Genomic DNA, 26,153 nt, shown 5'->3' with positions numbered 1-26,153 from the left:
TGCTAGGCGCTGATGACTCCGAAACCGAGCAGCAGGTACAGGCCCAGGCCCAGCAATATGCGGTACCAGACGAACAGGCGGTAGCTGCGGGTGGAGACGAATTTCAGGAACCAGCCGATGATGATGTAGCCCACCACGAAGGCGATGGCCGTCGCCAGGGCCGTTTCAGGCAGTCCGTAGGGTCCGGTGATGCCCTCCTTGGAGACCACCTTGTATAGCTGGTAGAGCCCGCTGCCGAATACTGCGGGGATGGCGAGAAGGAAGGAGTAGCGCGCCGCGGCCTCACGGGTATATCCCATGAGCAGGCCGACCGTGATGGTGCCGCCGGACCGGGAGACGCCGGGAATCAGTGCCATGGCCTGCGCGAATCCGTAGAGGATGCCGTGCTTGTAGGTGAGGTGGTTGAGGTCGCGCTTCTGCTTGCCGACCGCGTCAGCGATGGCCAGGAAGAGGCCGAAGACGATGAGCATGGTGGCCACGATCCACATGCTGCGCAGCACCGACTCGATCTGATCCTGGAACAGCAGGCCGAGCACGATGATGGGGAGGCTGCCCAGGATGACCAGCCAGCCCATCCGGGCGTCGGGATCCTGCCGGGACACTTGTCCACGCAGAGAACCTGCCCAGGCTTTGACGATCCGGACGATGTCCCGCCAGAAATACACCAGCACGGCCGTTTCGGTACCCAGTTGGGTGATGGCGGTAAAGGCTGCTCCCGGGTCAGCGGCGTTGGGAAGGAATTGACCCACGATCCGCAGATGCGCACTAGAAGAAATTGGAAGAAATTCGGTCAGTCCCTGCACTAGGCCCAGCAGGGCCACCTCAAACCAGTTCACGCTAAGACCCTACGGCATGGGTACGGGTGGTTCTGCCCGTAAGCTTGCTGCTATGCAGCAGCGTTACGTCGGCAACAGTGGATTGCGTGTTTCAGCCATCTCGCTCGGCACCATGGACTGGGCCGGCGAGACCGACGAACAGGACGCTTCCGAGCTGCTGCGCACCTTCCTCAACGCCGGCGGGCGGCACGTGGATACGGCAGCCTCCTACTCCGAAGGACGCGCCGAAGCCATGCTGGGTTCGCTGCTGGGCGACGTGGTGGCCCGGACCGAGGTCACCATCTCCACCAAGGCGGGAATGACGACGCCGGATGGCCGTCGCGCCGTCGATACCTCCCGTAACGCGATGCTCACCGGGCTGGAGGCCAGCCTGGCCAGGCTCGGCACCGATTACGTGGACATCTGGTTCGCCCAGGCCTGGGACGGGAACGTTCCGTTGGAGGAAACCCTGTCTGCCCTGGAGTTTGCTGTCCGGACGGGCAGGGCCCGGTACGCGGGTGTGTCCAATTTCACCGGCTGGCAGGCGGCGAAGGCGGCGGCTGTTGCGGGCTTCCCGCTGGTGGCGGTGCAGGCGGAATATTCGTTCGTCCAGCGGAAGCCGGAAGCCGAGCTCATTCCGGCCGTGGAGGATGCCGGCCTGGGCCTGATGGCCTGGGCTCCGCTGGGCCGCGGCGTCCTGACCGGAAAGTACCGCGGCAGCATTCCGTCCGGGTCGCGGGGCGCTTCCGCTTCCGGGGCGGCGTATGTGGAGCCGTACCTGGCAGAGCAGCCGTCCCGGACGGTAGAAGCGGTCTGCATGGCGGCAAAAGGGCTGGGCAGGTCACCGCAGGATGTGGCGCTTAGCTGGCTGCTGTCGCAGCATGGCGTGTCCACCGCGATCGTGGGCGCACGGACACCCGTGCAGCTGAAGGAAATACTAGAGGCGCAACTGGCGCCGCTGCCGCCTGAAATTGCCCTGGCCTTGGAGGACGTGTCCGCGGCGCGGTAGCTTCAGTCCGATCCGCTGTCCGGGAGTTACTCCTCGACGATCTCCAGATCCTCGTCGTCCACGTCGCTCTCCTCGTCCTCTTCGTCCTCGTCATCAAAGACCTGCAGCGGGGTTACTTCGTTGTAGGCCTCGTACAGTGCATCTTCATAAACTTCGAAGGCGTCTGCCACTGCGAAAAATGCTGCCTCAACGGACGGATCACCATCTCCGCGGCGGTTGGATGCTGCTATAAGGTGTTCTTCCAAAGCGGTGGTCAGGGACGAAAGCGCGACACGCGGATCGATGCTCATGACTTCACGTTAGCCGGAAAAGGACGAAAATGGAGAGCAATGAAGGAACAATTTCTCACCAGCTCGGTCCAGCGGGAACGGGACTATTTGAGGCAGTACGAGTACCTCGTACTGACGGTGAGTCCCGACGATTCGCTTCATGACGCACGGCGCCGCCTGGTGGAACACTCCGAGTACGGCAAGTGGGAACTGGAACGCAGCAAGCTGTATGTGGGCGGCGGCCGGCGGTTTTGGCTCCGCCGCAAGGTGTTGCAGGTCCAGCGGACCGTCTAGGTATTCATCCGTCCAGCGGACCGTCTAGGTATTCACTCGTCCAACGGACCGTCTAGGTATTCACTCGTCCAACGGACTGTCTAGTTCTCGAGTGGCCCCAGCCAGGCGTTCGCCACCGTGTTGTGGGCCGATTCGTCGTCGGACGGGTGGAACATGCCGGCGAGGACATCCCGGTAGAGCCGCTCAAGTTCGGAACCACGAAAATAGCTGGATCCGCCGCTGACCCGGATCGCCAGGTCCACCACCCGCCGGGCCGTCTCGGTCGCATTGACCTTTAGCCCCACCAGCTTCGGGAACCACTGGGCGCCATGGTCGGCAACGGTGTCCACGTCGGCGGCCACCGATTTCAAATGCGGGTAAAGGTTGTCCATGGCCATTGCTGCCTCGGCAACCTTCCAGCGGATGTCCGGATCCTGGGCGTAACTCCGGCCGCCGTTCTTGAATGAGGTGCGGCGAGTAACTGTTTCGACGCCCACAGCCAGCGCCCGCTCCCCCAGTCCCGTGTAGACGGCGGCCAGCAGCGTTTCAAAGCAGGCAAAGATGGCGAAGACCAGGGGATCCGGGTTGGGCCCGACGGGGAGCTTGCGGAAGATCCGTTCCGCCGGGACCTGCACGCCCTCGAGGACAGTGGTGGCGGACTGGCTGGCACGCATGCCCAGGGTGTCCCAGTCATCGAGGATGCGGTAGCCGGCCGTCTCGCGGGTGATGAACCCGTGGACGAGTTCGCCGTCGCCGCCCCTTGCCTCCGGATCCTTTCCGAAAATCCCCAGCCGCGTCCAGGCCGGTGACAGGCTGGTGAAGATCTTCGTGCCCGTGAATGAGTAACCACCATCCGGAAGAGGAGTAGCTTCGGTGCGGGAATCGAAAAGGACCGCGTCGTTTCCAGCCTCGGAATTGCCGAATGCGAAGACCTCGCCCTCTGCCGCTTCCTTGAGGACGAACTCCAGCGAGCTGTCCCCGCGGCTCTTCAGAACATAGGCGACGCCGGTCCATACCAGATGCATATTCACGGCCAGGGCGGTGGCCGGGGCAGCCGTTGCGAGCCTCCGCTGGCACTGCGCCGCCGCTTCCAGGCCAAAGCCCACGCCGCCGTCGGACGCGGGGACAAACAACTTCAGGTAACCTGCGGCAGCAAGCTCCTGCAGGTCCTCGTGGAAAAAGCTGTTGTCCCGGTCGTAGCCGGCCGCCCTGTTGCGGATCCGTTCCAGGAGGGAGTCCGGCAGCACGTCTTCAGGCGTCATGGGCTTCCTTGGTCAGTAGTTGGTGAGCAGGGTGTTGAGGACCCTGGCGCCGAACTTGAGCGAGTCCGCGGGAACGCGCTCATCGACGCCGTGGAACATGCCGGTGAAGTCGAGTTCATCCGGGAGCATCAGGGGTGCGAAGCCGTAGCCGGTGATGCCCAGCCTGCTGAGGGACTTGTTGTCCGTGCCACCGGACAGGGTGTAGGGCAGTACCTTGGCTCCGGGGTCTTCGGAGTGGAGGGCGTCGATCATCGCGTCCACAAGGTTCCCGGCGAAGGGCACCTCAAGGGAAACATCCTGGTGGACGTAGCTGACATCGACGCCGGTTCCGGCCAGTTCGCGGACGATCTCCAGGACCTGCTCCTGCTGGCCGGGCAGGGTCCGGCAGTCTATGAGGGCTTCTGCCGATTCTGGGATGACATTGTGCTTGTAGCCACCCTTGACCAGGGTGGGGTTGGTGGTGTTCTGGAGGGTGGCGCCCACGAAACGTGACACCGTGCCCAGCTGGTCAAGCAGGCGGTCCGGATTGTCGGCGTCGAACTCCACTCCCGTGAGTTCGGTCACGCCGTCAAGGAACTGGCGCGTGGTGGACGTCAGTTCGATGGGCCACTTGTACTCGCCGATGCGGGTGACGGCCGCGGCCAGGCGGGTGACGGCGTTGTCCGTGCTGATCTGGGAGCCGTGGCCGGCGCGGCCGTGCGCCACGAGGCGGAGCCAGGAGATGCCCTTTTCCGCCGTCTGCAGGAGGTAGGTGCGCTGGCCGCCTATAGTGGCGGAGAACCCGCCCACCTCCGAGATCGCTTCCGTGGCCCCCTCGAAGAGTTCGGGGCGCTTGTCCACAGCGTAGCGGGCGCCCAGGGCCCCGCCTGCTTCCTCATCGGCGAAGAAGGCGAAGATGATGTCCCGCTTGGGCTTCTTTCCTGTCCGGGCGAAGCTGCGCAGGACGGAAAGGATCATGGCGTCCATGTCCTTCATGTCGACGGCGCCGCGTCCCCAGATCAGCCCGTCCTTCAGTTCGGCACCGAACGGGTCCACAGACCACTGGTCGCGAAGGGCGGGGACGACGTCCAGGTGGCCGTGCACCACCAGGGCGCTGGCGGACGGATCCTCGCCCGCCAGGCGGGTCACCACGTTCGCCCTGCCCGGGGCGGACTCGAAGATTTCGGCGTCCAGGCCCACTTCCTCGATCAGCCCGGCGGCGTATTCAGCGGCCGCCCGCTCCCCCGGCCCGGATCCGTCCCCGTAGTTCGAGGTATCGATCCGGATGAGCTCCTGGCAGATCCGGACAACTTCATCCTCGGGCAGGACGTCAGGCATTGAGAGCTCCTCGTTAGCGAATGACTGGCTGGCACGGGCGGAAACCGCTGCCCTCAGCCTACCCATATGGCCCGATTCGTTGTTCCCGGAAAGTCGTGTTAGAGTTTTTCTCGCTGCTTCGGAGAGGCGCGAAACACCGGAAGGTGTGAACGGGTCCCGGAATACCACCTGCGCGGGTGGCGGAATGGCAGACGCGCTAGCTTGAGGTGCTAGTCCTCGAAAGGGGGTGGGGGTTCAAGTCCCCCTCCGCGCACAAAGGGAAGCCCCGGAAAATCACAGATTTTCCGGGGCTTTTTCGTGCCCTCACCCATACCCTCCCGGGCAGGATGTGTTGGATACGACATCGCCGCAGGTCCCCGTCCTCCGGGTGCGCGTTTCCGCTCTCGTGCCCGGGAGTAGCTGGAGACTGACCGCGGCACGGGCGCCAAAACACCGGATCCGCTCATGCCCCACCTAAGCTGGTCCAGTGGATCCGACTCCCTCCCCCAGCCCCGTCCAAGTCATAGTGGACACCGGTCCGGCTGAGTGGTGGCAGATTCTGGCGGCCCTGGGTCCGCTGGCCGTGCTGCTTGGTGCCCTGCTTGCCGCTTTCATCGGGTGGAACACCCTCCGGCAGCGGACCACGGCCGACGAGAAGGCCCTCGCGCAGAAACGGGAGGCTGACAATCGGGCAGAATGGTGGAAGCGTACGCAGTGGGCGATCGACAGCTCGATGTCCGACGAGCCTGACCGGGCGAAGCTGGGGCTTCGGGTGATGTCGGTGCTGGCCGAGAGCACCCTTGCGGGGCCGGAGGAACTGCAGATCATCACGTCCGCGTGGGTGGACCCGCTGGAAGTCGCCGAGCAAACCCGGGCGGAATTGCGTCAGCAGGCGCGTCCGGGCAGGGTGGACGACGGGCCGGAACCGGGCGACAATGAATCAACAACCAAGGATGAGGTGTAGGAGGCGATGAGCATGATGACCGCCCCGGAATCAGACCGCGACCATGACTCAAACGGCGCCGCGGTGAAAGAACCCAAGCATGCCGCTGGCTCCCCGAAACTCTCCCACCGGCCCGCGTCCTATGACCGCGGTGTGCAGATTGCGGCCGCTCAGTTGAGGCTCGTGACTGACCGCCGGCTCGGAAGAACCACTCCGGAGTGGATCAAGGAACTCGCCCGGGAAGAACCGCAGGCGTCATAACACGAACTTTCCACACGGAAGAGCCAGCTCCACCGCGAACGGGGGCTGGCTCTTCTTGTTGCGGAGTCTGCTACGTCAACATTTGAGCCGGCCAGGGCCGCCAGCAGCCTGTCCCCCATTCAAAACAGCTGTAGTGCCTCCTGCAACATCCGGTGGCCCTGGGACTCAAAGCGCTCGTCGCCGATCAGGTATGCCCAAACGGCCGTGCCCACAGCTTCACGCAGCAGGTCAATCCGCCAGACAACGTTGTGCCGGGGGTCGTCACCGTACCCGTCGATAAAAGCTGCTTCGAGGCCCGGGCAATGCTGCCACTGCTGGACCGCCAGCCTGCAAAAGTCAGTGGCTGCAGGACGGAAATCGAAGCGGCCGAAGTCTATTGCCCTGACCTCCGCTCCATCGCTGAGCCAGTTCCGGGGCTGCCAGTCCCCGTGCGTTGGCACCACTTCCCTGCAGCCCGGCCGGTACTCTGCAAGGCGCCGCCGGACTTCGCACTCCACCTCTGCTTCGATACGGTGTTCCCGGTCCAGCCAACTCAAGGCCTTAGCCGTGGCCGCCGGATCGTATTCCTCGTCAGCCCGCGAGTCCTGGCTATGTAGTGTCTTCAGGATCTTGCCGGCCTGTGCGTGCGTATCCCCGTCCAGTTCAAGTCCGGTGCCCCCGACCAGTTTCCCGTCCAGGTACTCAAGAACCAGAAGGTTCAGCTCCCGGCTGGAGTACAGCAGCCGCGCCACCCGGCCCTGGCTGACCAGGGGCCCGGTGTAGGAGGAGTGGGCCCTGATTTCCCGCCCAATATGGTGATTGTTTTGCGCTGCAGCTTTGACGATGACATCCGTATCGCCGTCGCGTACGTGTAGTACTTTGGTGTCCACCTGGCCCCATGACAGGTCAGCGATGAGCTCAGGCGAGCCGTGCCGGGAGCTGACCAATTCTGCCTGCTGCTGTGACAACCGCCCGGCATCCCATCGCCCCATGCGTCGGAGCCTACCAACATGTCGCCGGGAAGCGGAGGTGGTTGTTTTGAATAACCTGCGTGCCCACCATGGAAACGTGGACATGAAGCACAGCCGGCACGGACCTGCGTTTGCGCTGTGCCTGCTGAGCCTGCTTTGCGGCACTGCGGGGTGCGTCTATGACTACCCCGAACCCTTGGAGCCAACTGCTTCCGGACCGCCGGTTACGCCAACAGCTGGCAGCCCGTCCCAAACAGCCACCCTCGAGCCTTACAGCGATTCGCAGATCCTGGAGCAGGAGGCCCAAAATTACGCTGAGTTGTACCGGCTCCTTAGGGCATCGCCGGGTCCAGCCCTCCTCTTTGAGGTAGGGCCACTGGACGGACCTGTCAGGGGCTTCGGCGCGACGGCTGCGGTGCCTGCGTCCGGGCAGTACACCGTCACAGCAGCCTGCGTCGGCGCCTCCGGGGCGAAGGTCTCGGTAGGCCAGGAGCATCCAGGGGCCCCTTTTCGGCCGGTGGAACTCGCGCTGGACTGCACCGGAACCACGTCCGAAGTTATGACTCTTCAACAGGGGTCCGTGTTTGCTCATCTGGTGTTGCCCGGCCCGGGAGATACGCCTTGGACAGGGGCAGTGGGCGGCGTCCGTGTGACTGGGGCCGGTTGACGCGTTTAACGTTCCCTCTGTGCTTACTCCCCGGCGTCCTTGGACTCGGACCGGTATCGGTAGCCCGTCGCAGCGCAAAAATCATGATCAGATAACACCCGTCGAGCTGCCATTACGTGTCCGTAACCCTTGGTGCCCGAGCAGCTTTCAGTGGCACACCTGCTCCTACACTGAGCCATGGATACGATCACTGGTGTGGCCCTGATTATCGGGGCCGCCTTGGCCTGGATAGGCATGACGGTTTTCGTGATCCTGAGGCTGCGGCGCCGCCGGAATGGGTCGACGCTCGTGGCCTCCGCTCCCCGGTCTGCTGACAGCGGAAGCCTGCACTACAGGCCCTGGCGGCGCGTCCGTCCAGCGACGACGCAAATTTCCCCGCGGCGCCACCACAGACTGCGCCTGAAAAAAGTCCGGTGATGGCCCCTTCGCTCTCCGCCGCAAATCCCAACAGTTTGCTGGCAGCAAAAAGCCCGCCTCCAGGGAAGCGGGCTTCTTGCTGCTCAGGCCGGGGCTAATAGCCAACCGGCCGGTCGAAGCGCTGCCCGGCAGGGTTGGACGGCAGGATCGCCATGACGACCAGGGCCAGTGCGCCGAGGAATGGCACCAGGATCAGCAGGGCCAGCCAGCCGCTCAGGTTGGCATCATGCAGTCGGCGGACCAGCAAAGCGATGGACGGAACAATGACGGCCAGTCCCCATACGATCAAAAGGATGCTGCCCACGAGCGCTCCGGGGCCGGGAACCGGCGTGCCGTCGGCTGTCACCGTGGACCCGGCAGCGCCGGCCACGGAGGTGATGATGTTGAGGACGACGCCTACGGCAAAGGCAACAAGCGCCCACCACCAGTATTCGCTCCGGCTGGCCCGGCCGGAGAAGGTGGCGTACTTCTTGAAAAAGCGCCGGACGGCCAAGGGCAGCGTGGCCCCGTAGTAGGGCGCCCACAGCGGCGGCTCCCCGGCCGTGCCGGGCTGGTAGGACTGTTGGTGCTGGCTCGGGTATTGCGGATAGCTCATGGTTTCCCCCGGAAGTTGTTAAGTGATGAGACCAGCCCATCCTAGGACCACCCCGCGCCCAAATTCCTTTCGATGGATAAACTTCACCAAATATTTCCCCGGCTTTACCGCTGGCAAGTGCCGCCCGCCCGCGGCACCATGGGCAGATGAAGGAGATGACGACGACGGATGCCATTCCTGGCCACGTGGTCCTGCTGGGTGATTCCATCTTTGACAATGCCGCCTACGTTGACGGAGGCCCCGACGTCGTTAACCAGTTGAGGCAGGAACTGCCGTCCTGGCGGTGCTCGCTGTTGGCCCTCGACGGCGACACTATAGAGGGCGTCCACCGGCAGCTCCGGGCGCTGCCCGGGGACGCAACCCATCTCGTGGTCAGTGCCGGCGGGAACGATGCCCTTGGCTATGCCCCATTGCTGGAGGAGCAGGCCCCCTCGGTTGCAGGGGCGCTCGCAATGCTGGCACGGGCACGGGAAAGGTTCGCCGCGGAATACGACGCCATGTTCAAACAGTTGGCGGCAACCGGCCTGCCCTGCGCTGCCTGCACCATCTATGACACGCCCCCATCCGGACCAGACCATCCGGTCCTCAAGGCAGCTTTGTGCCTTTTCAATGATCCGATTACCAGGGTGGCCTTCTCCCGGCAGGCAACCCTGATTGACCTCCGCCTGATCTGCAGTGAAGACGGGGATTACGCGAACCCGATCGAACCCTCGTCACAGGGCGGGCTCAAGATCGCCAAGGCCGTGGCTGAGTTCGCGCGAATGCCGCAGCAAAGCGCGAACTCCGTTGTGGTGCTGGGGCGGCCGCAACAGCAGTACCCGCTGTTCTAATGGGGCCTTAATCTCCGCGGATGCCTGCCCCGTTTCCCCGGGTCTGCACCGGATACTGCCGGACGGTACTGAACCCGGCGGTGCTTTATGCGCTCCGCGCGCTTCTGCTGTCGGCGCGCCTTGCGCTCCGAACGGTCGATGGCCGAAAGGATGCTCAGCGTCACCGTGACCCACAGCAACGCTGCCAAAAACACCAAGCCAATTTCCATCTCAGTGCCCATGCTTAATTTTAGGCTGCCGGGCTCCCGCCGGCGGGGCTGCGGCGACAATTTATGAGCCGTCCCGCCGATCAGGGTAATCACCACCTAGAACAGGCCCAACTCCCGAACGGCAGCCAGAACGTCCGGGACCTTAATCGCCAGCAAAGCAGGGTCCGGCTCCGCTGAGAACGTGTCACCCCGCCGCAAATCCGCACGAGTCAGGACAATATGCGGGCCCGGTGGCGGCCCCCAGATTTCAGGCGGCGCGGGCCCGAACAGCACCACAGAGGGGGTGCCGTACGCCGAGGCCAGGTGCGCGGCCCCGGTATCCGCAGAGATCACCAGGCGTGCCGCGGCGATCGTCGCCGCGAACTCCCCCAGCGAAAGTTCACCGGCCAGCACAGCCCCGGGCGGGAGGCCGGCCCGGCGGCACACGTCCACGGCCCTGTCCTTCTCCCCGCTGCCCCCCGTAAAAACGACCTTGTGGCCAGCTTCCACGAGTATGGCGGCAACCGCAGCGAAACGCTCAGCCGGCCACAGCCGGCTGCCGTAGGCTGCCCCGACGTGCAGGACCGTGGCGCCGGGAACGGGGCTCGGGACGTGCGGCGGGTGCAGCCCTACATCCAACGGGTCCGCGTCGATGCCATGCCACTCCAAGAGCCGGACCCAGCGTTCCCGTTCATGCAGTTCCGCGCGCCACGGCGGGCCCTCCCGGTCCGGGCTTCGATGCCCGATGGTCCGCCGGGCCTTGAGCGCGTCGATCCGTCCCTGGCTTTCCGGGCCGCTTCCGTGCAGATTGACCGCGACATCCACCACTCCCGCTTCCATAGCAAGCGGCTCGTCAAGGCCGTGTGTGGGCAGCAGCTCGTAACCGCCCACCAGCCCCAAAGCTTCCGAAAGCCACCCCTGCGCCGCATACCGAAGCCTGTGTTCGGGATACGCCCGCCGGAGCGCCTTCAGCGCCGGGACAGCAACCAGGAGGTCACCCAGCTTCAGGGCACGCAGGACCAAAAGCTCCGGTTTTCCATCGAGGACGTCGCTGCCACGTTCAAGGTTCTGCCCCACGCTCACGCGCCCTGCCTGACTGCTGCCGTTGCCATCAGGCTCCGCACATCCTCGTACACATCACGCACCGGGACGCCTGCAACAATGGAGTCGTTGTGCACGCAGCGCGGGGCGGTCCAGCCTACCTGCGTGACATCAATGCCGCAGGTGGGGCACGTGGTCACCCAGGCGGCATGGATCCGGTGCAGGCTTCGGCCCAGTGCCCCAGCATTAATAACGTTTCCTGCCCAGAAGATCCCTACCGTGGGCACACCGAGGGCCTGGGCAAGGTGGCGCGGGCCGCTGTCATTTCCGACCACCACGGCGGCTTCCGCCATCAGGGACACTAACCCGGCCATGTCCAGTGCCCCGGCCACCGAGGTGACGGCTGCCGATGCCGCCTGTTCCGCAATCTGCTCCGCCAGTTCCTGCTCGCTCTTGTCCCCGACGATCACCACCCGGCAGCCGTCGGCTGCGCAGGCGCCGGCAAGTTCGGCGAACTGCCCAACCGGCCAACGACGGCGGGGATCAGTCGCGCCGGGATGGATCACCACGAGGGGCTGGCCGCCGTCGTCCGTTCCGTTATATTCGCCGCGCAACTTTGCGTGAGGTTCGAGGCGGGCCTCGAGGTCAACCGGGAACGCGCCGGCGAACCCCGCCACCTCCACCGCCCGCAGGGGTTCGTGCTGGTAGTAGAGGTATGGAACAGTCCGTTCCAGGCTGGCGGCGTCGGGCGTCCGGGTGCCCACCGTGTGACGGGCTCCGAGCCGGAGCAGGAAAGGGTTTGAATATCTGCCCCCGCCGTGCACCTGGACGGCGAGATCGAAGTGCCGGGCCCGCATGTCCGCAAAAAAAGCCTCCAGCGCTTCCGGGTCTTCATCACCGGGACGGACTCCCTCTGAATACGGGAGTATGCACACCTCGTCCACCGGACTTTTCACTGCCGTAAGCAGCGACTTATGGATTGGTGAGCCCAAAAGGGTCAAGGTGGCATCCGGATATGCCGCCTTTAGGGCGGCCATGGCCGGGATGGCGAAGATCAAGTCGCCCAAACCGCCGCCCCGCAACACAGCGATCCTGGACACGGAGTCGAACTTTTCCAGCACCGGGCCGACTCCTAGGCCAACCTGCCCGGCACCACCGAACTCTGCAGTGAGCTGCTCCACATACGCCCCTTCGCTTCGGGCGGAGACCGCGCCGCTTGCCGCGGGCCTCCGCTGCCTGCGCGGCCATGCTACCCGCCAGGTGTGATGGCCGCCTCCCCTGAACCCGTACCCAGGCGGGGGCAAATATACTCCGCTTATTGGGGAATAGCCGTCCGATGCTGTACGTTTCATACGCGACAGGCGAACCAAAGAAAAGAGAAGCACCCAAAGTGGCAACCGATTACGACGAACTGCGCTCCGACGTCAAGGAATCGCAGGACAACTCCCTCGAGCAGCTCCAGACAGCAAATGCTCCCGACGCGCGCAGCGTCGTCCTTGAGCTGGATGAAGCTGACGGGCTCGACGGCGCCGGCGTTCCCGGTGGCGAATTCGTCGCCGAGGAGCTCGTGGTACAGGTCATTCCGCAGGCTGACGACGAGTTCACCTGCTACTCCTGCTTCCTTGTCCGCCACCGGTCGCAGATTGCCCGCCAGAAGGATGGGCACAGCTACTGCACCGAGTGCGAGGGCTAGGAAGACAGGCCAGACGCGGCGCTGCGGATTAGTCCGTGGCCCCGCCGGCTCGAATGGCACGCTGCCCGGCAGCGTGCCATTCCGCTTTTAAGCCGGCGTCAAGGCAGCGTCCAGCAGCCGCTAGTACTGTAGGTGGCTATGGAATTGTGGCAAACCCTGGTCGAATCGCTCCGCCGTACGGAGGTTCCGGCCATTACCTTCCAGGAGCTCCTGCTGGTGCTGCTCGTGGCAACGGCGCTTTCCATTCCCCGGCGCTCCTGGCGGTACTTTGGCCTGCTGGCAACAGCGGTCCACGAGATGGGCCACGCCTTCGCCGCAGTCACCAGCGGGCAACGGCTGTCCGGCATCAGGCTTCGGCTCGACCATTCCGGAACCACCACCAGCTACAGCCGGAGCAGGGCCGCGGCGGCCTGGTCCTGCTTCTGGGGTTACCCCGTGCCCGCCATCGTCGGCGCCGGATTCGTGATCGCCGGTTTCAGCGGATGGGGACCGGCAGCGATTGCGGCCAGCATCCTTGTCCTGGCGGCATCCATGCTCTTCCTCCGGAACGTGGCGGGATTCCTTGTCACCGCCCTTGCCATTGCCTGTGCGCTGGCCCTCATCCTGCTGGTGCCGGACGCTTTCGTGGGCCATGTCGCCGTCGTCCTGGGCGTGGCCATGCTGGTGGCAGCCGTCAGGGACCTTTTCAAACTGGCAAACGTCCACCTCCGCCGCAGGGACCGGCTGGGGACGTCCGACGCCTACCTCCTGTACCGCGCCACCGCCGTGCCGTCCGCTGTATGGATTGCCCTGTTCGCCGTTCTTGTGGCCGTCTCCTGGTTGGCCGCCTGGCAGCCCATCTCCCTGATCCTTGCCCGGGGCGCCTAGGCTAGTGCCATGAGCCAGGAAACGGACAGCATCCAGCAGGCCGCCAGCGGCACGACGGCGGACCACAGCACCCGCGGCGCGTACGTGACCGGGGGTGCCGAATTCACCCGGGATACCAACTACATCGAGGACCGGATCACCCGGGACGCCAGGCCCGGGGACAACGGAGAGCCGGGCTGGCCGGTGGAAGCGGGGCGTTACCGCCTCATTGCAGCGCGGGCATGCCCCTGGGCCAACAGGACTGTGATCGTCCGGCGCTTGCTGGGCCTGGAGGACGCCATTTCCCTGGGACAGCCTGGCCCCACCCATGACGCACGTTCCTGGACGTTCGACCTCGACCCGGGCGGCGTGGATCCTGTCCTGGGGATCGAACGGCTCCAGGAAGCATATGTCAAGCGTTTCCCGGGATATCCCCGCGGCATCACGGTCCCCGTGATCGTGGACGTCGCGAGTGGAGAGGGGGTCACGAACAATTTCCCACAGATCACCCTCGATTTTTCCACTGAGTGGACCGAATTCCACCGGCCAGGGGCGCCAAGGCTCTACCCGCAAAATTTGCGCGAAGAGATCGACCAGGTCAATAAGAGGGTGTTCACCGAGGTGAACAACGGGGTCTACCGGTGTGGCTTTGCCGGGTCCCAGGAGGCCTACGACTCAGCCTATGAGCGTTTGTGGGCCGCCCTGGACTGGCTGGAGGACCGGTTGTCCCGCCAGCGCTACCTGGTGGGAGACACCATCACGGAAGCAGACGTCCGGCTTTTCACCACGCTGGCGCGCTTCGACGCCGTCTATCACGGCCACTTCAAATGCAACCGCCAGAAGCTCACCGAGATGCCGGCCCTCTGGGCTTCCGCAAGGGATCTGTTCCAGACGCCTGGCTTCGGGGACACCACGGACTTCGTGCAGATCAAGCAGCACTATTACATCGTCCATGAAGACATCAACCCCACCGGGATCGTCCCTGCCGGCCCCGACCTTGGCGGCTGGCTCGAAAAGCACGGCCGCGAGGCGCTGGGCGGGCGGCCTTTCGGGGACGGGACTCCCCCGGGCCCCGTCAGGAAGGGTGAGGAAGTGGCAGCAGGACACGGAGCCGGCCACTAGAAGGAAAGCGTTTTCTGGATAGACTGTCCCGGTGCAGACACCCCACGGCTTCGTAGCGCCCGGTTTTGACAACGTCCTGGACCTGTTCGAGTCCTTCCTCGCCGAGAATCCCGGCTACAGCGCCCAAGTGGCTGCCTATCATCACGGGACACGCGTTGTAGACATCACGGGCGGCCCCGACATTAGCCCGGATACCCTCACCGGGGCGTACTCCTGTTCCAAAGGCGTGGCAGCGATGGTCGTGGCCCTGCTGGTACAGGACGGACTCCTTGACCTGGACAACACCGTGGCCAGCTACTGGCCCGAGTTCGCTGCACATGGCAAGGACCGGCTGCTGGTCCGCGAGGCCCTGTCCCACCAGGCGGGGCTGATGGGCCTTGAGGGAGGGTTCGGCCTGGACGAGTTCACCACGCCTGCTGCTGCGGCACGGCTGGCTGCGGCCAAACCCACCTGGCAGCCGGGACGCCAGTTCGGCTACCACGCCCTGACCATCGGGATCCTCATGGAGGAGCTCTGCCGGCGTGCGGCGGGCGAATCGCTGCAAAGCGTCTATGAGCGCCGGATCCGCAAGCCGGAGAACGTCGACTTCTTCCTGGGCCTGCCGGTAGACCTGGAACCGCGCTACCGTAACGTCCTCTACCAGGAACCGGCCGGGCAGCCCTGGCTCGATCCACTCAGTTTGGATGGCCTGAACAGCAACGCTCCGGTCAGCACCATCATGGAGCTCCCCAACATCCGCAGCGTCCGCGCGGCAGGAATGTCAGCAGCCGGCGGCGTAGGATCGGCCGAAGGCCTCGCCAGGCTCTATGCTGCCGCCACCACCGGCGCGGAGGGCGAGTCGCCGTTCCTCACTTCCGAAACAATTGACCTGATGGCGGAGGAACAGGTGTGGGGGCTCGATCGGTCCTCAGGGCTGGACAACGCCTTCGCCGTCGTCTTCATGAAGCCGCACCCCTCCCGGAACTTCGGCAGCCACCGCGCTTTCGGCCATGAAGGGGCCAGCGCCGCGTTGGGTTTTGCCGACCCGGCCTACTCCTTGTCCTTCGGCTACATCCCCCGCCGGCAGGAGGACGGACGCACCCCTGGAAAGGCCCACCGGCTCGCTGCAGAGGTACGCCGTTCGGCGGCTGCATTGTCCTAGGAGTACCTCGGCAGCCCACTTTTCGCGTGCTTTTCCGGGCCTGACCAGCGGCTTTGGACGCTCCCGGAATGCGCCATAGTGTGGAACGGATGGGTAATACTCAAGTACGGCAGCAAGTCCGGTGGGCCAGGGGAACCCGTCTTCTGAAGCAGTCGTTGGAAGGACTGTCGGCGGCATTCGCCGCCCAGCGGCTTCAACTGGCGGCGAAGGCCGCCGTTGCGGCCGGACTGGCTTTCGCCATCGCGCCGTTCATGCCGGGAGCCGCCGCCAACTATCCCTACTACGCACCGCTGGGCGCTTTGGTGGCGATGTACCACAACGTTGCCGGCTCCGTAAGGCAGGGCCTGCAGGCCCTGGTCGGGCTCGCCCTGGGCATCGGCATCGCCATCGTCCTGGTCACCATCACCGACCCGTCCCCGCTCGCCGTCGCAGCGCTAATGGGGATTGGTGTGCTGCTGGGTGGACTCCCCCGCATCGGGTCAGGCAGCGATTGGATTCCGACGGCGGCCCTGCTGGTCCTGCTGGTGGGCGGTAGCAATGCGGACGACTTTTCGTTCGGCTACCTGCTCCAGATGGGCGTGGGCGTTTCGGTGGGCATCGCCGTGAACTTCCTGCTTTGGCCGCCGCTGCACTTCAAGGCAGCAGCAGCCAGCCTGGACGATCTCCGGCGTGCCCTCGGCCGGCAACTGACCGATATGGGAACGGCCTTGAAGGAGGAGTGGCCTCCGGAGCATGAAGACTGGTCCCGCCGATCGGACGAACTTGCGGAGGCTGCCCGTTCCGTCCGGCACCTGGTCAACGAAGCGGACGCAAGCCGCCGGGCGAATCCCCGCCGGAAACGCCACCCGCGGGACGTGGACCTTGACTACCGGACCCTTCGTGAGCTTGAACGCGTGACTTTCTACATCCAGGACATGACCGATGTGCTCTCGGACGTGATCTGGGTCAGCGACGTGCCTTACGCGGTGCCGGTGCAGGACAGCGGCCCGCTTGCTGATGCCTTGACGGCGACCGGTGAGCTGCTGCACTCGTACAGCGACAGCGATGAGCCGACGCAGTGCGAGCGGTTCCAGGCAGCGAGGGATGCGGTGGAGGCCAGTATGGCCGCCACCGCATCCCGGAAAACAACGGGCGGCACGGTTCCGGCGTCGGAATCGATCCTGCTGAGCCTCCACCGCATCCTGCGGGCCGTCCGGCCAGCCGACTAAAGCGCGCTGACGGAACCGCTGAAATGGCGTCGGCCGGACCGGGGGTTCCAGGCGACAAAGCCCGAACGCCGCCAGGCCCCCGAATCGGTCTGCTCGCTTCCGATCTCCAGGGCCACCCTGCACGGGAGGAACACCGGCGCGTCGAAATCGACCTCCCAGGTGAAGGAATCGCCGCGGACGGAACCGACGTCGGCGAGCGCCCGTGAGGCCAGGTACATGCCATGGGCGATGGAACGCCGCATACCCAGGGCTTTCGCCGACAGGACGCTGAGGTGGATCGGGTTGAAGTCGCCGGACACGGCGGCGTACGCCCGTCCTGCGTCCACACCCAGTTGCCACAGCGCGGTCGGATCCGGCGCCTTGAAATCGCCCTTCGGCGGTGCCGCCGAGGGCTTATCGACTCCGGGCAGGAACACCCCCTTGGCCAAATATGTGGAGGTTCCCCGCCAGGAGATGTCCTCTTTTCCTGCGAGGCGCACCTCCGCGACGACGTCCACTTGCGTACCTGCGCGGTGACCCCGGAGGTTCTCCACCCTGGCCGTGATGTCCAAGGCGTCCGTGAACAGGACGGGCGAGCGCTGTTCCACGCTGTTGTGCAGGTGGATCATGCCCAGCAGGGGCAGCGGGAAGTCATCCCTGTTCATCACGCTCATGGCCACCGGGAAGGACAGGGCGTGGATGAACCCGGCGGGCAGGACGTCACTGGCCGTCTCTCCCAGCAGGTGCTGGTAGGCGGTCAGGTTGGCCACATCCACGGTCACGCCACGGACTTCATGGCTCTCCGACGGAAGGGCCGCCTGGTCGTGGGTCCCCAGCAGCCGGCGCCTGGCCGCTTGGGCGGCCGCGTTGACATACAGCTTTGACAGCGACGGCATGTCGCCGAGGATGACCGGCTGCGCGGGCGTCATGCCCCCACCATGTTCTGCCCGCAGACCCGCAACACCTCACCGTTGATGCCCCCGGCGGCGTCACTGGCGAGGAACGCTATGGTTTCGGCGACGTCGGACGGCTTGCCGCCCTGCTGCAGGGAGTTGGCCCGGCGCGCCACTTCCCGCAGGGCGAACGGAATCCGGTCGGTCATTTCGGTCTCGATGAACCCCGGCGCGACGGCGTTAATGGTGCCACCGGCAGTCACCAGCAGTGGTGCCGTTGCGCGGACCATCCCCATCACTCCCCCCTTGGACGCGGCGTAGTTGGTTTGCCCCCGGTTGCCGGCAATGCCGCTGGTGGAGGCAACAGAAACAATACGTGGTGCCGGCCCGAACTGTTCAGATGCGAGCAGTGCCTCGTTGATCCGCAACTGGGCGGAGATGTTGATGTTGATCACCGAACTCCAGCGCCCGTGGTCCATGTTGGCCAGCAGCTTGTCCCGGGTGATGCCTGCGTTATGGACCATGATGTCCAGCCGCCCATGCCGCTGCACGGCATGTTCCAGGATCTTCTGGCCGGCGTCTTCCCGGGTGATATCCAGCTGGAGGGCGGTCCCCTTCACCGCATTGGCCACAGCAGCCAAAGAGTCTCCTGCCGAGGGCAGGTCCACCAGCACCAGCGTTGCGCCGTCGCGGTGCAGCGTGCGGGCAATCTGGGCGCCAATACCCCTGGCGGCCCCGGTTACCACGGCCACCTTGCATGCCAGCGGCCTCTCGACGTCGTCCGGAAGGCTTCCGGCGGCGCTGGATACGGTCAGGAACTGGCCGTCCACATAGGCCGAACGGCCGGAAAGGAAGAACCGCAGCGCAGCCAGAACAGAAGGACTGGCTGCCTCCACTCCCCCGGCGAGGAGGATACCGTTCCCGGTGGCACCGGCACGGAGCTCCTTTGCCAGGGAGCGGAGGAACCCGTCGACGCCCTGCCGGGCAGCGGCCGCCGCCGGCGTGTCTGCCTCCCGGGACGGGCGCGAAACGGTCACCACGCGGGCAGAGGGGCCGAGGTCCCGGAGGGAGCCCGCTGCGGCAAGGACCGGCTTCTCAAGATCCTGGGGATGTGCCACCTCGTCCAAGACCAGAATGATGGCGCCAAGCTTTTCCCGCGGTACGGCATGCCGCTGGACATCGAGGTCCCATGACAAAAGTTCTGCGGCCAGTTTGTCGGCCGCTGCCGATTCACCCAGGACTACAACAGGTCCGGTAACCAGCGGTTGCCCGGGTTCATACCTGCGCAGGACTGCCGGCTGCGGCAGTCCCAGCTTCCTGGCCACATTCTTGCCGAGCCCCTGGTTCACCAGCTGGGCGTACTTGTCCGTCATCAGGTTCCCCCTACAGCGATTCGAGAAGAGCGACGACGCCCTGTCCACCGGCCGCGCAAACAGAGACCAGTCCCCGGGCCGGGCGACCGTCGACGCTGCCCTTTTCGTGCAGCTGTTTGGCGAGTGAGGCCACAATCCTGCCTCCGGTAGCGGCGAAGGGGTGCCCGGCTGCCAGCGACGATCCGTTGACATTGAGGCGTGCCCGGTCGATCTTGCCGTATGCCCCGTCCAGGCCGAGCCGGGTCCGGCCAAATTCCTCGTCCTCCCAGGCGGCAAGCGTGCTGAGAACAGTGGCGGCGAACGCCTCATGGATCTCGAAGTAGTCGATGTCCGCCAGGGTGAGGTTGTGCCGGGCCAGCAGCCGGGGCACAGCGAAGACCGGCGCCATTAGCAGCCCGTCCTTGCCGTGCACAAAGTCCACCGCAGCGGCCTCGGCGTCCACCACCGCGGCGAGCTTGGGAAGGTCACGGGCGTCGGCCCACTCGTCCGAGGCCAGCAGGACGGTGGAGGCGCCGTCGGTCAGAGGGGTGGAGTTGCCGGCCGTCATGGTCGCATCGGAGCCCAGGCTCCTGCCGAATACCGGCTTCAGGGACGCCAGCTTTTCCCTCGAGGTATCAGCCCGGAGGTTGCCGTCCCGCGTGAGCCCGCGGTATGGCGTGATGAGGTCGTCGAAGAATCCCGAGTCGTATGCCGCGGCAAGGTTCCGGTGGCTGTTCAGGGCCACCTCGTCCTGCGCCTCACGGGAGATCTTCCACTGCGCCGTGGTGAGCGCCTGGTGTTCCCCCATTGAAAGGCCCGTCCGCGGTTCAGCGGTACCCGGCGCCAGCGGGGCCAGGTCCTTGGGCCGAAGGCGGCTGAGGATCTGCAGCCGCTGGGGAAGGGTCTTGGCGCGGTTAAGGTCCAGGATCACTTCCCGGAGCCCCTCGCTCACCACCACCGGCGCATCGGAGGCGGAGTCCACGCCGCCGGCAATTGCCGAGTCGAGCTGTCCCAGCTTGATCTTGTTCGAAAGCCCCACCACGGTTTCCAGTCCCGTGGCGCAGGCCTGCTGCAGGTCATAGGCCGGTGTCTCCGGGGACAGGGCCGAACCCAGGACTGCCTCGCGGGTGAGGTTGAAGTCCCTGGAGTGCTTCAGAACCGCACCGGCCGCCACCTCGCCCAGCCGTTCATCCTGGAGCCCGAACCGTGCGATTAGGCCGTCAAGGGCCGCCGTCAGCATGTCCTGGTTGGAGGACTTGGCGTAGGCGGCACCGGCACGGGCAAACGGAATCCTGTTTCCTCCCACAACCACCGCCCTGCGGAGGGCGGGGGTTGAACCGGCTGCGGGGCCGTTGATGGACGGTCCGTCATTGGACATGGCTGTCTCCTCTGGTCACAAGCAATTACCGATACCCAGCGTACCTGATACGCTGAGTATCGTGAATATTTCAGAACCCTTCCCTGACGCGTCACCTGCCGGGGCAACCGAGGACGGCAGATCGTCACGCTGGCAGACCCACCGGGAGGAGCGGCGGCGCGAACTGATCAAGCAGGCGCGGCGCGCGGTCCACGCGCTGGGCAGCGACGCCTCCATGGAAGACATCGCCGCGGCTGCTGGAACATCCAAGTCGGTTTTCTACCGCTACTTCGGAGACAAGGCCGGCCTGCAGCAGGCCGTGGGTGAGGTAGTCCTCGACCAGATGCAGCGCCGCATCCGGGAGGCTGCCCAGAGCGCACTGACGCCTCGGGAGGGGTTGCTGGCGATGGTGGCGGCCTACTTGCAGATGGCCGACACGAGCCCGAATGTCTATACCTTCGTAACCCGTTCCGCTGCCGCGGAGTCTGCCGACGCTGCCCCGGGAGGGCCGGTGTCCGGCGCCTTGGGACACTTCTTTGACGCCGTAGCGGAGATGATCGCAACGCCCATGCGCTCGCATCTGGGCGACGGCAAGGAATCCGTTATCGGTTACTGGCCCAAGGCAGCCATCGGCCTGGTCCGCAATGCGGGCGAACAGTGGCTGAGCACGCCTGATTCCCCCGCAAAGCCGGGCCAGGAAGCCATGGCACGGCAGATCACCGCCTGGCTGTGCGTTGGCATTGCCCCCGAACTGACCCCTTCAAGCACCACCAAACCGCCTGTCAGCACCAGCAAAGGATATTGACATGACCGAAGTAGTGGACCGCCCCGCCGGCAAGGGCCACAAGCCTGCCACCACGGCCCACCCCGTAACCGACCACGCCCAGCCTGCGGTCAACGTTGACGCGCTGGGCAAGCAGCTCCTCGGCAAGTGGGCGGCCGTCCGCCTGCAGTCAAGGGACCTGGCAGGGCGCCCCGAACTCTACAAGATCGAGGGGCTTCCGTTTACGGAGCACCGCGAACGGGTGTCCGGGCAGCTGCAGTACCTTGTGGATAACAGCGCCGTCCACCGCGCCTTCCCCTCCGCATTGGGCGGCTCGGACGACCACGGCGGCAACATCGCCGGGTTCGAGGAACTTGTCGTGGCCGACCCGTCCCTGCAGATCAAGGCAGGTGTGCAGTGGGGCCTCTTTGGTTCGGCCGTCATGCACCTGGGCACGGAAGAACACCACGCCAAATGGCTTCCCGGCATCATGAGCCTGGAAATCCCTGGCTGCTTCGCCATGACCGAAACCGGCCACGGCTCCGATGTGGCCAGCATTGCCACCACCGCCACCTACCACCCGGAAACCGAAGAGTTTGTGGTGCACACTCCCTTCCGCGCCGCATGGAAGGACTACATCGGAAACGCCGCCATCGACGGGCTGGGAGCAGTGGTGTTTGCCCAGCTCATCACCCGGGGGGTCAACCATGGCGTCCACGCTTTCTACGTCGACCTTCGCGATCCCCGGACGAGGGAATTCCTTCCGGGCATAGGCGGTGAGGATGACGGCGTCAAGGGCGGGCTCAACGGCATCGACAACGGCCGGCTGCACTTCACGAACGTCCGCATCCCCCGGGCCAACCTCCTGAACCGCTACGGTGACGTGGCCGCCGACGGCACCTACTCGTCCCCCATCGCGAGCCCGGGCCGCCGTTTCTTCACCATGCTCGGCACCCTGGTCCAGGGGCGGGTTTCCCTGGACGGGGCGGCAGTGGCTGCCTCCAAGGTAGCCCTCAAGGCAGCCGTCCACTACGCCGCCGAGCGCCGCCAGTTCAACGCGTCCAGCCACACGGACGAAGAAGTCCTGCTCGACTACCAGCGCCACCAGCGGCGGCTGTTCACCCGGCTCGCCACCACATACGCCGCCGGTTTCGCCCACGAACAGCTCCTGCAGAAGTTCGACGACGTCTTCTCCGGCGCCACCGACACAGACGCGGACCGCCAGGACCTGGAAACCCTCGCCGCGGCACTGAAACCGCTCAGCACCTGGCACGCCCTGGATACGCTGCAGGAATGCCGGGAAGCCTGCGGCGGCGCCGGCTTCCTGATCGAGAACCGGTTCGCATCGCTCCGGGCGGACCTGGACGTCTATGCCACTTTCGAGGGGGACAACACCGTCCTGCTGCAACTGGTGGCCAAACGCCTACTGGCCGACTACGCGAAGGAATTCCGCAGCGTGGACTTCGGCGTCCTGGCCCGCTACGTGGTGGGCCAGGCCACCGGCGCTGCCATCCACCGCACAGGGCTGCGGCAGGTGGCCCAGTTCATGGCGGACACGGGTTCGGTGCAGAAGGCGGCGATTGCCCTGCGTGACGAGGAAGGCCAGCGCGCCCTCCTCACCGACCGGGTACAGACCATGGTGGCCGAGGCGGCCGCGGCGCTGAAAGGCAGCAACAGGCTCTCGCAGGAACAGGGCGCCGCTCTGTTCAACCGGCATCAGAACGAGCTGATCGACGCAGCGCAGGCCCATGCCGAGCTGCTGCAGTGGGAGGCCTTCACGGAGGCGCTCCGCGACGTCACCGATCCCGGCACGAAAACAGTGCTGACCTGGCTTCGGGACCTCTTCGGACTCAGCCTGATCGAAAAGAACCTGTCGTGGTACCTCATGAACGGCCGCCTCTCCATGCAGCGCGGCCGTACCGTGGGTGAATACATCAACCGGCTGCTGGTGAAGATCCGCCCGCACGCCCTGGACCTGGTTGATGCTTTCGGCTACGGCGACGAGCACGTCCGGGCAGCCATTGCCACCGGCGCCGAGAAGACCCGCCAGGACGAAGCCCGGGCGCACTTCCGGACCCAGCGGGCCAGCGGCAAGGCACCTGTCGACGAAAAGGTGCTGCTGGCCAGGACCGCGGCCGGGCGCCACAGCTGACCCAGGCCCGGCTGCTGACTGAGGACATGACGACGGCGCCGCCTCCCCGCGAGGGAAGCGGCGCCGTCGTCGTTCTGTTGTAAGGAACGGTCAGCGTGCCGCGGGCAGCACCGAGCGGTACACCTCAAGCGTGGTTTCGGTGATGGACTCCCAGGAGAAGTGCTTCTCGGCGCGGAGCCGGCCCGCCTGTCCCATGGCGCGGGCGCGTTCGGGGTCCGACACCACCTCGGTCAGGGCCGCGGCGAACTCGCTGACGAACTTGTCCGGGTCCAGCGGCGTGCCGGTGCCGTCCGTGACCTGCTCCAGGTCCACCAGCAGGCCGGTCTGGCCGTGCTCGACTACTTCGGGGATGCCGCCCGTGGCGCTGGCAACGACGGCGGCGCCGCAGGCCATCGCCTCGAGGTTCACGATGCCCAGCGGCTCGTAGATGGAGGGGCAGGCGAAGGCGGTGGCGTGGCTGAGCACCTGGATCAGTTCATGCCGGGGCAGCATACGTTCGATCAGCACAACGCCGGTCCGCTGGCTCTGCAGGTCCTCGATCAGCCGGGCGGTCTCGGCGGCCAGTTCCGGGGTGTCTGCCGCGCCGAGGCACAGGACCAACTGGACGTCATCGGGCAGCTTCGCTGCGGCCCGGAGGAGGTAGGGCACACCCTTCTGGCGGGTGTTCCTGCCCACAAACACGACGCTCGGCTTGGCGGGGTCGATGCCCAGGGTACGGACGGCGTCGTCGTTTTCGTCCCGGTTCCACAGCTCGACGTCGATGCCGTTGTGCACCACGCGGACCTTGGCCGGATCCACGCTTGGGTAGCTGCGCAGGATGTCCTGGCGCATGCCTTCGGACACCGCGATGATTGCCGCTGCTGCCTCGTAAGCGGTCTTCTCGACCCAGGATGAGAGCGCGTACCCGCCGCCGAGTTGCTCGGCCTTCCACGGACGCAGCGGCTCCAGGCTGTGGGCGCTCAGGACGTGCGGGATGCCGTGGAGCAGCGAGGCCAGGTGCCCTGCCATGTTGGCGTACCAGGTGTGCGAATGGACCAGGTCCGCGCCCTCGACGTCCGGAACGATCCGCAGGTCCACGCCGAGCGTCTGGACGGCGGCATTGGCCGAGCCCAGATCCTCCGGCACGGAGTAGGACGTCACATGGGCGCCATGGTAATCGGCGTCGCGGGGAGCCCCAAAAGCACGAACCTGCAGGTCAACGTGCTTACTAAGCACCCTGCTCAATTCGGCCACATGCACCCCGGCGCCGCCGTAGATCTCCGGCGGGAACTCTTTAGTCACAATGTCTATTCGCACAAGACCCAAGGTAGTCCTTCACGCATAACTGTTCTAGTGTGAAGGAGTCCGGGCATGCCGGACTGTTTGGGGAGATACGAAGGCGTACAGGAGCGACCACTATGCCGTTGAACAAAAAAGTCCTGGCCATTGTCCTCGCAGGCGGCGAGGGAAACAGACTGATGCCACTGACGGCAGACCGCGCGAAACCGGCGGTGCCCTTCGCGGGCAGCTACCGCCTTATCGACTTTGCCCTGTCCAACCTGGTGAATTCCCGCTACCTGCAGATCGTCGTCCTGACCCAGTACAAGTCGCATAGCCTGGACCGACATATTTCCGAGACCTGGCGGATGTCAACGCAGCTGGGCAACTACGTTGCCTCGGTGCCGGCGCAGCAGCGCGTCGGCAAGAGCTGGTTCCTGGGCAGCGCCAACGCCATCTACCAGTCCCTGAACCTCATCCACGACGCCAACCCGGACATTGTGGTGGTGGTCGGCGCCGACCACGTGTACCGCATGGACTTCGCCCAGATGGTGGCGCAGCACGTCAGCAGCGGTGCCAAGGCCACCGTGGCCGCCGTCCGCCAGCCCCTCAATATGGCCAACCAGTTCGGCGTCATCGAGGTGGACCAGAACGATCCGCAGAAGATTGCCGCGTTTGTGGAAAAGCCCGCCTCCACGCCCGGCCTGGCAGCCGATCCCACCCAGTTCCTCGCCTCCATGGGCAACTACGTATTCGACGCCGACGCCCTGGTGGACGCCCTGCACGTGGACGCCGAGCGGCTGGACACCAAGCACGACATGGGCGGGGACATCATCCCCTACTTCGTCAACCAGGGCGAGGCCGGCGTCTACGACTTCACGCTCAACGAGATTCCCGGATCCACCGAGCGGGACCGCACCTACTGGCGTGACGTTGGAACCATCGACTCCTTCTACGACGCGCACATGGACCTGATCTCCCCGCTGCCGGTCTTCAACCTCTACAACTCCGAATGGCCCATCTACACCCGCCAGAGCATCTCCCCGCCGGCCAAGTTCGTCCGCGGCCAGAACAACACCGTGGGCACGGCGCTGGACTCCATCGTCTCCAGCGGCGTGGTCATCTCGGGCGGCGTGGTGGAGGGGTCCGTCCTGTCCAACGACGTCTACGTGGCAACCAGCAGCCGCGTCATCGACTCCGTCCTGATGGACAAGGTGCAGGTGGGTGCGGGCGCAGTCATCAACAGGGCCATCATCGACAAGAACGTCAAGGTTCCCGCCGGGGCAGCCATCGGACTCGACGCCGATCTGGACCGGGCGCGCGGCTACAAGGTCACCGAGTCCGGCATCACCGTCCTCGCCAAAGGCCAGAAAGTTCCCGAGCCCGGGGAAGAGGAGAGGCAGCTGGCAGCCAGGAACCTGCACCTCGTCCCCAACGCGGTCAAGGCCGCCGCGGCACAGTACCCGGATGTCCGGGAGTCCGTAGACAAGGTGGCCCAGACCCACGCCGCTGCCGCGGCTGACGCCGGACCCCGGGCCCGGCTCTCCTAGCTGCTGACTGGCTTTTCCACGGTG

25 protein-coding genes and 1 tRNA gene are annotated in these 26,153 nt (G+C 65.4%); 14 read left to right on the top strand and 12 right to left on the bottom strand.

Features of this window, described 5'->3' with window-relative positions; genetic code table 11:
- Window positions 1–2 precede the first annotated feature (2 nt).
- Window positions 3–836 carry an undecaprenyl-diphosphate phosphatase gene (locus tag AC5RT3_RS15085; protein WP_494009170.1) on the bottom strand — a complete coding sequence of 278 codons (834 nt, stop codon included), beginning with the start codon at window positions 834–836 and terminating at the stop codon, window positions 3–5.
- Window positions 837–888: 52 nt separating this feature from the next.
- On the opposite strand from AC5RT3_RS15085, the gene AC5RT3_RS15080 reads away from it, so the two are divergent.
- The gene (locus AC5RT3_RS15080; protein ID WP_494009169.1) at window positions 889–1,824 is read left to right on the top strand and encodes an aldo/keto reductase; all 936 of its coding nucleotides are present in this window, start codon (window positions 889–891) and stop codon (window positions 1,822–1,824) included.
- Window positions 1,825–1,850: 26 nt separating this feature from the next.
- On the opposite strand, the gene AC5RT3_RS15075 is transcribed toward AC5RT3_RS15080, so the two are convergent.
- Window positions 1,851–2,114 carry a hypothetical protein gene (locus AC5RT3_RS15075; protein WP_013600974.1) on the bottom strand — a complete coding sequence of 88 codons (264 nt, stop codon included), beginning with the start codon at window positions 2,112–2,114 and terminating at the stop codon, window positions 1,851–1,853.
- A 39-nt stretch (window positions 2,115–2,153) separates the two neighbouring features.
- Between AC5RT3_RS15075 and AC5RT3_RS15070 the strand changes: the two genes are divergently transcribed.
- Window positions 2,154–2,387 carry a DUF5703 family protein gene (locus AC5RT3_RS15070; protein WP_494009168.1) on the top strand — a complete coding sequence of 78 codons (234 nt, stop codon included), beginning with the start codon at window positions 2,154–2,156 and terminating at the stop codon, window positions 2,385–2,387.
- An 80-nt stretch (window positions 2,388–2,467) separates the two neighbouring features.
- Here the strand turns inward: AC5RT3_RS15070 and AC5RT3_RS15065 are convergent, their stop codons facing one another.
- Window positions 2,468–3,628, bottom strand: coding sequence for an acyl-CoA dehydrogenase family protein (locus tag AC5RT3_RS15065; protein WP_494009167.1), 1,161 nt, complete (start codon window positions 3,626–3,628; stop codon window positions 2,468–2,470).
- A gap of 12 nt (window positions 3,629–3,640) precedes the next feature.
- On the bottom strand, window positions 3,641–4,945 hold the full coding sequence (locus AC5RT3_RS15060; RefSeq protein ID WP_494052336.1) for a M20/M25/M40 family metallo-hydrolase: 1,305 nt from the start codon (window positions 4,943–4,945) through the stop codon (window positions 3,641–3,643).
- 170 nt (window positions 4,946–5,115) lie between these two features.
- Here AC5RT3_RS15060 and AC5RT3_RS15055 point away from each other — a divergent pair.
- The 3 genes from AC5RT3_RS15055 (at window position 5,116) to AC5RT3_RS15045 (ending at window position 6,128) form a co-directional block, all read left to right on the top strand.
- A tRNA-Leu gene (locus AC5RT3_RS15055) sits at window positions 5,116–5,198 on the top strand.
- A 213-nt stretch (window positions 5,199–5,411) separates the two neighbouring features.
- Complete coding sequence (locus AC5RT3_RS15050) at window positions 5,412–5,888, top strand: hypothetical protein (protein WP_494009165.1); 477 nt, start codon at window positions 5,412–5,414, stop codon at window positions 5,886–5,888.
- A 6-nt stretch (window positions 5,889–5,894) separates the two neighbouring features.
- Window positions 5,895–6,128 carry a hypothetical protein gene (locus AC5RT3_RS15045; RefSeq protein WP_494009164.1) on the top strand — a complete coding sequence of 78 codons (234 nt, stop codon included), beginning with the start codon at window positions 5,895–5,897 and terminating at the stop codon, window positions 6,126–6,128.
- 119 nt (window positions 6,129–6,247) lie between these two features.
- On the opposite strand, the gene AC5RT3_RS15040 is transcribed toward AC5RT3_RS15045, so the two are convergent.
- Both AC5RT3_RS15040 and AC5RT3_RS15035 read right to left on the bottom strand, forming a co-directional pair.
- Window positions 6,248–7,099, bottom strand: coding sequence for a phosphotransferase family protein (locus AC5RT3_RS15040; protein WP_494124578.1), 852 nt, complete (start codon window positions 7,097–7,099; stop codon window positions 6,248–6,250).
- Window positions 7,100–8,256: 1,157 nt separating this feature from the next.
- A complete protein-coding gene (locus AC5RT3_RS15035; RefSeq protein WP_494052334.1) occupies window positions 8,257–8,757 on the bottom strand; it encodes a DUF805 domain-containing protein in 501 nt (166 codons plus the stop codon).
- A 146-nt stretch (window positions 8,758–8,903) separates the two neighbouring features.
- Here AC5RT3_RS15035 and AC5RT3_RS15030 point away from each other — a divergent pair, with 146 nt between their 5' ends.
- Window positions 8,904–9,587, top strand: coding sequence for an SGNH/GDSL hydrolase family protein (locus AC5RT3_RS15030; RefSeq protein WP_494052333.1), 684 nt, complete (start codon window positions 8,904–8,906; stop codon window positions 9,585–9,587).
- A gap of 305 nt (window positions 9,588–9,892) precedes the next feature.
- Here the strand turns inward: AC5RT3_RS15030 and AC5RT3_RS15025 are convergent, their stop codons facing one another.
- Both AC5RT3_RS15025 and AC5RT3_RS15020 read right to left on the bottom strand, forming a co-directional pair.
- Window positions 9,893–10,858: a glycosyltransferase family 9 protein gene (locus tag AC5RT3_RS15025; RefSeq protein ID WP_494124577.1), complete on the bottom strand. Its 966-nt coding sequence runs from the start codon at window positions 10,856–10,858 to the stop codon at window positions 9,893–9,895.
- Window positions 10,855–11,997, bottom strand: a complete 1,143-nt coding sequence (locus tag AC5RT3_RS15020) for a glycosyltransferase family 9 protein (RefSeq protein WP_494052331.1) — start codon at window positions 11,995–11,997, stop codon at window positions 10,855–10,857. Before AC5RT3_RS15020 ends, AC5RT3_RS15025 begins: the two co-directional genes overlap by 4 nt.
- A 209-nt stretch (window positions 11,998–12,206) precedes the next feature.
- Here AC5RT3_RS15020 and AC5RT3_RS15015 point away from each other — a divergent pair, with 209 nt between their 5' ends.
- The 5 genes from AC5RT3_RS15015 to AC5RT3_RS14995 all read left to right on the top strand — a co-directional run bounded on the left by AC5RT3_RS15015 (window position 12,207) and on the right by AC5RT3_RS14995 (window position 16,826).
- On the top strand, window positions 12,207–12,509 hold the full coding sequence (locus tag AC5RT3_RS15015) for a DUF4193 domain-containing protein (RefSeq protein WP_494052330.1): 303 nt from the start codon (window positions 12,207–12,209) through the stop codon (window positions 12,507–12,509).
- Window positions 12,510–12,647: 138 nt separating this feature from the next.
- Window positions 12,648–13,376, top strand: coding sequence for a M50 family metallopeptidase (locus AC5RT3_RS15010; protein ID WP_494124576.1), 729 nt, complete (start codon window positions 12,648–12,650; stop codon window positions 13,374–13,376).
- A gap of 9 nt (window positions 13,377–13,385) precedes the next feature.
- A complete protein-coding gene (locus AC5RT3_RS15005) occupies window positions 13,386–14,477 on the top strand; it encodes a glutathione S-transferase family protein (RefSeq protein WP_494124575.1) in 1,092 nt (363 codons plus the stop codon).
- A gap of 31 nt (window positions 14,478–14,508) precedes the next feature.
- Entirely contained in the window at window positions 14,509–15,618 is a 1,110-nt protein-coding gene (locus AC5RT3_RS15000) for a serine hydrolase domain-containing protein (protein ID WP_494052327.1), read from the top strand.
- 155 nt (window positions 15,619–15,773) lie between these two features.
- Window positions 15,774–16,826 (top strand): FUSC family protein, encoded by a 1,053-nt coding sequence (locus AC5RT3_RS14995; RefSeq protein ID WP_494052326.1) that lies wholly within the window; start codon window positions 15,774–15,776, stop codon window positions 16,824–16,826.
- On the opposite strand, the gene AC5RT3_RS14990 is transcribed toward AC5RT3_RS14995, so the two are convergent.
- The 3 genes from AC5RT3_RS14990 to AC5RT3_RS14980 are packed head-to-tail and all read right to left on the bottom strand — an operon-like array spanning window position 16,823 to window position 20,428.
- Window positions 16,823–17,734, bottom strand: a complete 912-nt coding sequence (locus AC5RT3_RS14990; RefSeq protein WP_494052325.1) for a MaoC/PaaZ C-terminal domain-containing protein — start codon at window positions 17,732–17,734, stop codon at window positions 16,823–16,825. The two genes, AC5RT3_RS14995 and AC5RT3_RS14990, sit on opposite strands and share 4 nt — an antisense overlap.
- Window positions 17,731–19,071, bottom strand: coding sequence for a 3-oxoacyl-ACP reductase (locus AC5RT3_RS14985; protein ID WP_494124574.1), 1,341 nt, complete (start codon window positions 19,069–19,071; stop codon window positions 17,731–17,733). The genes AC5RT3_RS14990 and AC5RT3_RS14985 overlap by 4 nt, the downstream gene beginning before the upstream one ends.
- Before the next feature lie 10 nt (window positions 19,072–19,081).
- Window positions 19,082–20,428: an acetyl-CoA C-acetyltransferase gene (locus AC5RT3_RS14980; protein ID WP_494124573.1), complete on the bottom strand. Its 1,347-nt coding sequence runs from the start codon at window positions 20,426–20,428 to the stop codon at window positions 19,082–19,084.
- Here AC5RT3_RS14980 and AC5RT3_RS14975 point away from each other — a divergent pair.
- Window positions 20,427–21,212: a TetR family transcriptional regulator gene (locus AC5RT3_RS14975; protein ID WP_494124572.1), complete on the top strand. Its 786-nt coding sequence runs from the start codon at window positions 20,427–20,429 to the stop codon at window positions 21,210–21,212. The two genes, AC5RT3_RS14980 and AC5RT3_RS14975, sit on opposite strands and share 2 nt — an antisense overlap.
- 1 nt (window position 21,213) lies before the next feature.
- Window positions 21,214–23,322, top strand: a complete 2,109-nt coding sequence (locus tag AC5RT3_RS14970) for an acyl-CoA dehydrogenase family protein (protein ID WP_494052321.1) — start codon at window positions 21,214–21,216, stop codon at window positions 23,320–23,322.
- Between the two features lie 90 nt (window positions 23,323–23,412).
- Here the strand turns inward: AC5RT3_RS14970 and glgA are convergent, their stop codons facing one another.
- The gene (gene glgA, locus AC5RT3_RS14965) at window positions 23,413–24,618 is read right to left on the bottom strand and encodes a glycogen synthase (protein WP_494052320.1); all 1,206 of its coding nucleotides are present in this window, start codon (window positions 24,616–24,618) and stop codon (window positions 23,413–23,415) included.
- A 101-nt stretch (window positions 24,619–24,719) separates the two neighbouring features.
- Between glgA and glgC the strand changes: the two genes are divergently transcribed.
- Window positions 24,720–26,129: a glucose-1-phosphate adenylyltransferase gene (gene glgC / locus AC5RT3_RS14960; RefSeq protein WP_494124571.1), complete on the top strand. Its 1,410-nt coding sequence runs from the start codon at window positions 24,720–24,722 to the stop codon at window positions 26,127–26,129.
- The last annotated feature ends 24 nt before the right edge of the window (window positions 26,130–26,153 follow it).

The sequence above is a fragment of the Arthrobacter sp. Y3221159 genome, from assembly GCF_059089885.1.
Note: the sequence above shows the minus strand (reverse complement) of the source record. Positions and strands in the feature narration are given on the sequence as shown.

Bases quoted from the DNA above. Each gene is read 5' to 3' on its own strand.
- AC5RT3_RS14980 (WP_494124573.1), bottom strand. From the start codon at position 20,428: ATGTCCAATGACGGACCGTCCATCAACGGCCCCGCAGCCGGTTCAACC.
- AC5RT3_RS15040 (WP_494124578.1), bottom strand. From the start codon at position 7,099: ATGGGGCGATGGGATGCCGGGCGGTTGTCACAGCAGCAGGCAGAATTG.
- AC5RT3_RS15060 (WP_494052336.1), bottom strand. From the start codon at position 4,945: ATGCCTGACGTCCTGCCCGAGGATGAAGTTGTCCGGATCTGCCAGGAG.
- AC5RT3_RS15035 (WP_494052334.1), bottom strand. From the start codon at position 8,757: ATGAGCTATCCGCAATACCCGAGCCAGCACCAACAGTCCTACCAGCCC.
- AC5RT3_RS15030 (WP_494052333.1), top strand. From the start codon at position 8,904: ATGAAGGAGATGACGACGACGGATGCCATTCCTGGCCACGTGGTCCTG.
- AC5RT3_RS15080 (WP_494009169.1), top strand. From the start codon at position 889: ATGCAGCAGCGTTACGTCGGCAACAGTGGATTGCGTGTTTCAGCCATC.
- AC5RT3_RS15065 (WP_494009167.1), bottom strand. From the start codon at position 3,628: ATGACGCCTGAAGACGTGCTGCCGGACTCCCTCCTGGAACGGATCCGC.
- AC5RT3_RS15075 (WP_013600974.1), bottom strand. From the start codon at position 2,114: ATGAGCATCGATCCGCGTGTCGCGCTTTCGTCCCTGACCACCGCTTTG.
- AC5RT3_RS14990 (WP_494052325.1), bottom strand. From the start codon at position 17,734: ATGACGCCCGCGCAGCCGGTCATCCTCGGCGACATGCCGTCGCTGTCA.
- AC5RT3_RS15045 (WP_494009164.1), top strand. From the start codon at position 5,895: ATGAGCATGATGACCGCCCCGGAATCAGACCGCGACCATGACTCAAAC.
- AC5RT3_RS14975 (WP_494124572.1), top strand. From the start codon at position 20,427: ATGGCTGTCTCCTCTGGTCACAAGCAATTACCGATACCCAGCGTACCT.
- AC5RT3_RS14970 (WP_494052321.1), top strand. From the start codon at position 21,214: ATGACCGAAGTAGTGGACCGCCCCGCCGGCAAGGGCCACAAGCCTGCC.
- AC5RT3_RS15005 (WP_494124575.1), top strand. From the start codon at position 13,386: ATGAGCCAGGAAACGGACAGCATCCAGCAGGCCGCCAGCGGCACGACG.
- AC5RT3_RS14985 (WP_494124574.1), bottom strand. From the start codon at position 19,071: ATGACGGACAAGTACGCCCAGCTGGTGAACCAGGGGCTCGGCAAGAAT.
- AC5RT3_RS15010 (WP_494124576.1), top strand. From the start codon at position 12,648: ATGGAATTGTGGCAAACCCTGGTCGAATCGCTCCGCCGTACGGAGGTT.
- AC5RT3_RS15070 (WP_494009168.1), top strand. From the start codon at position 2,154: ATGAAGGAACAATTTCTCACCAGCTCGGTCCAGCGGGAACGGGACTAT.
- glgC (WP_494124571.1), top strand. From the start codon at position 24,720: ATGCCGTTGAACAAAAAAGTCCTGGCCATTGTCCTCGCAGGCGGCGAG.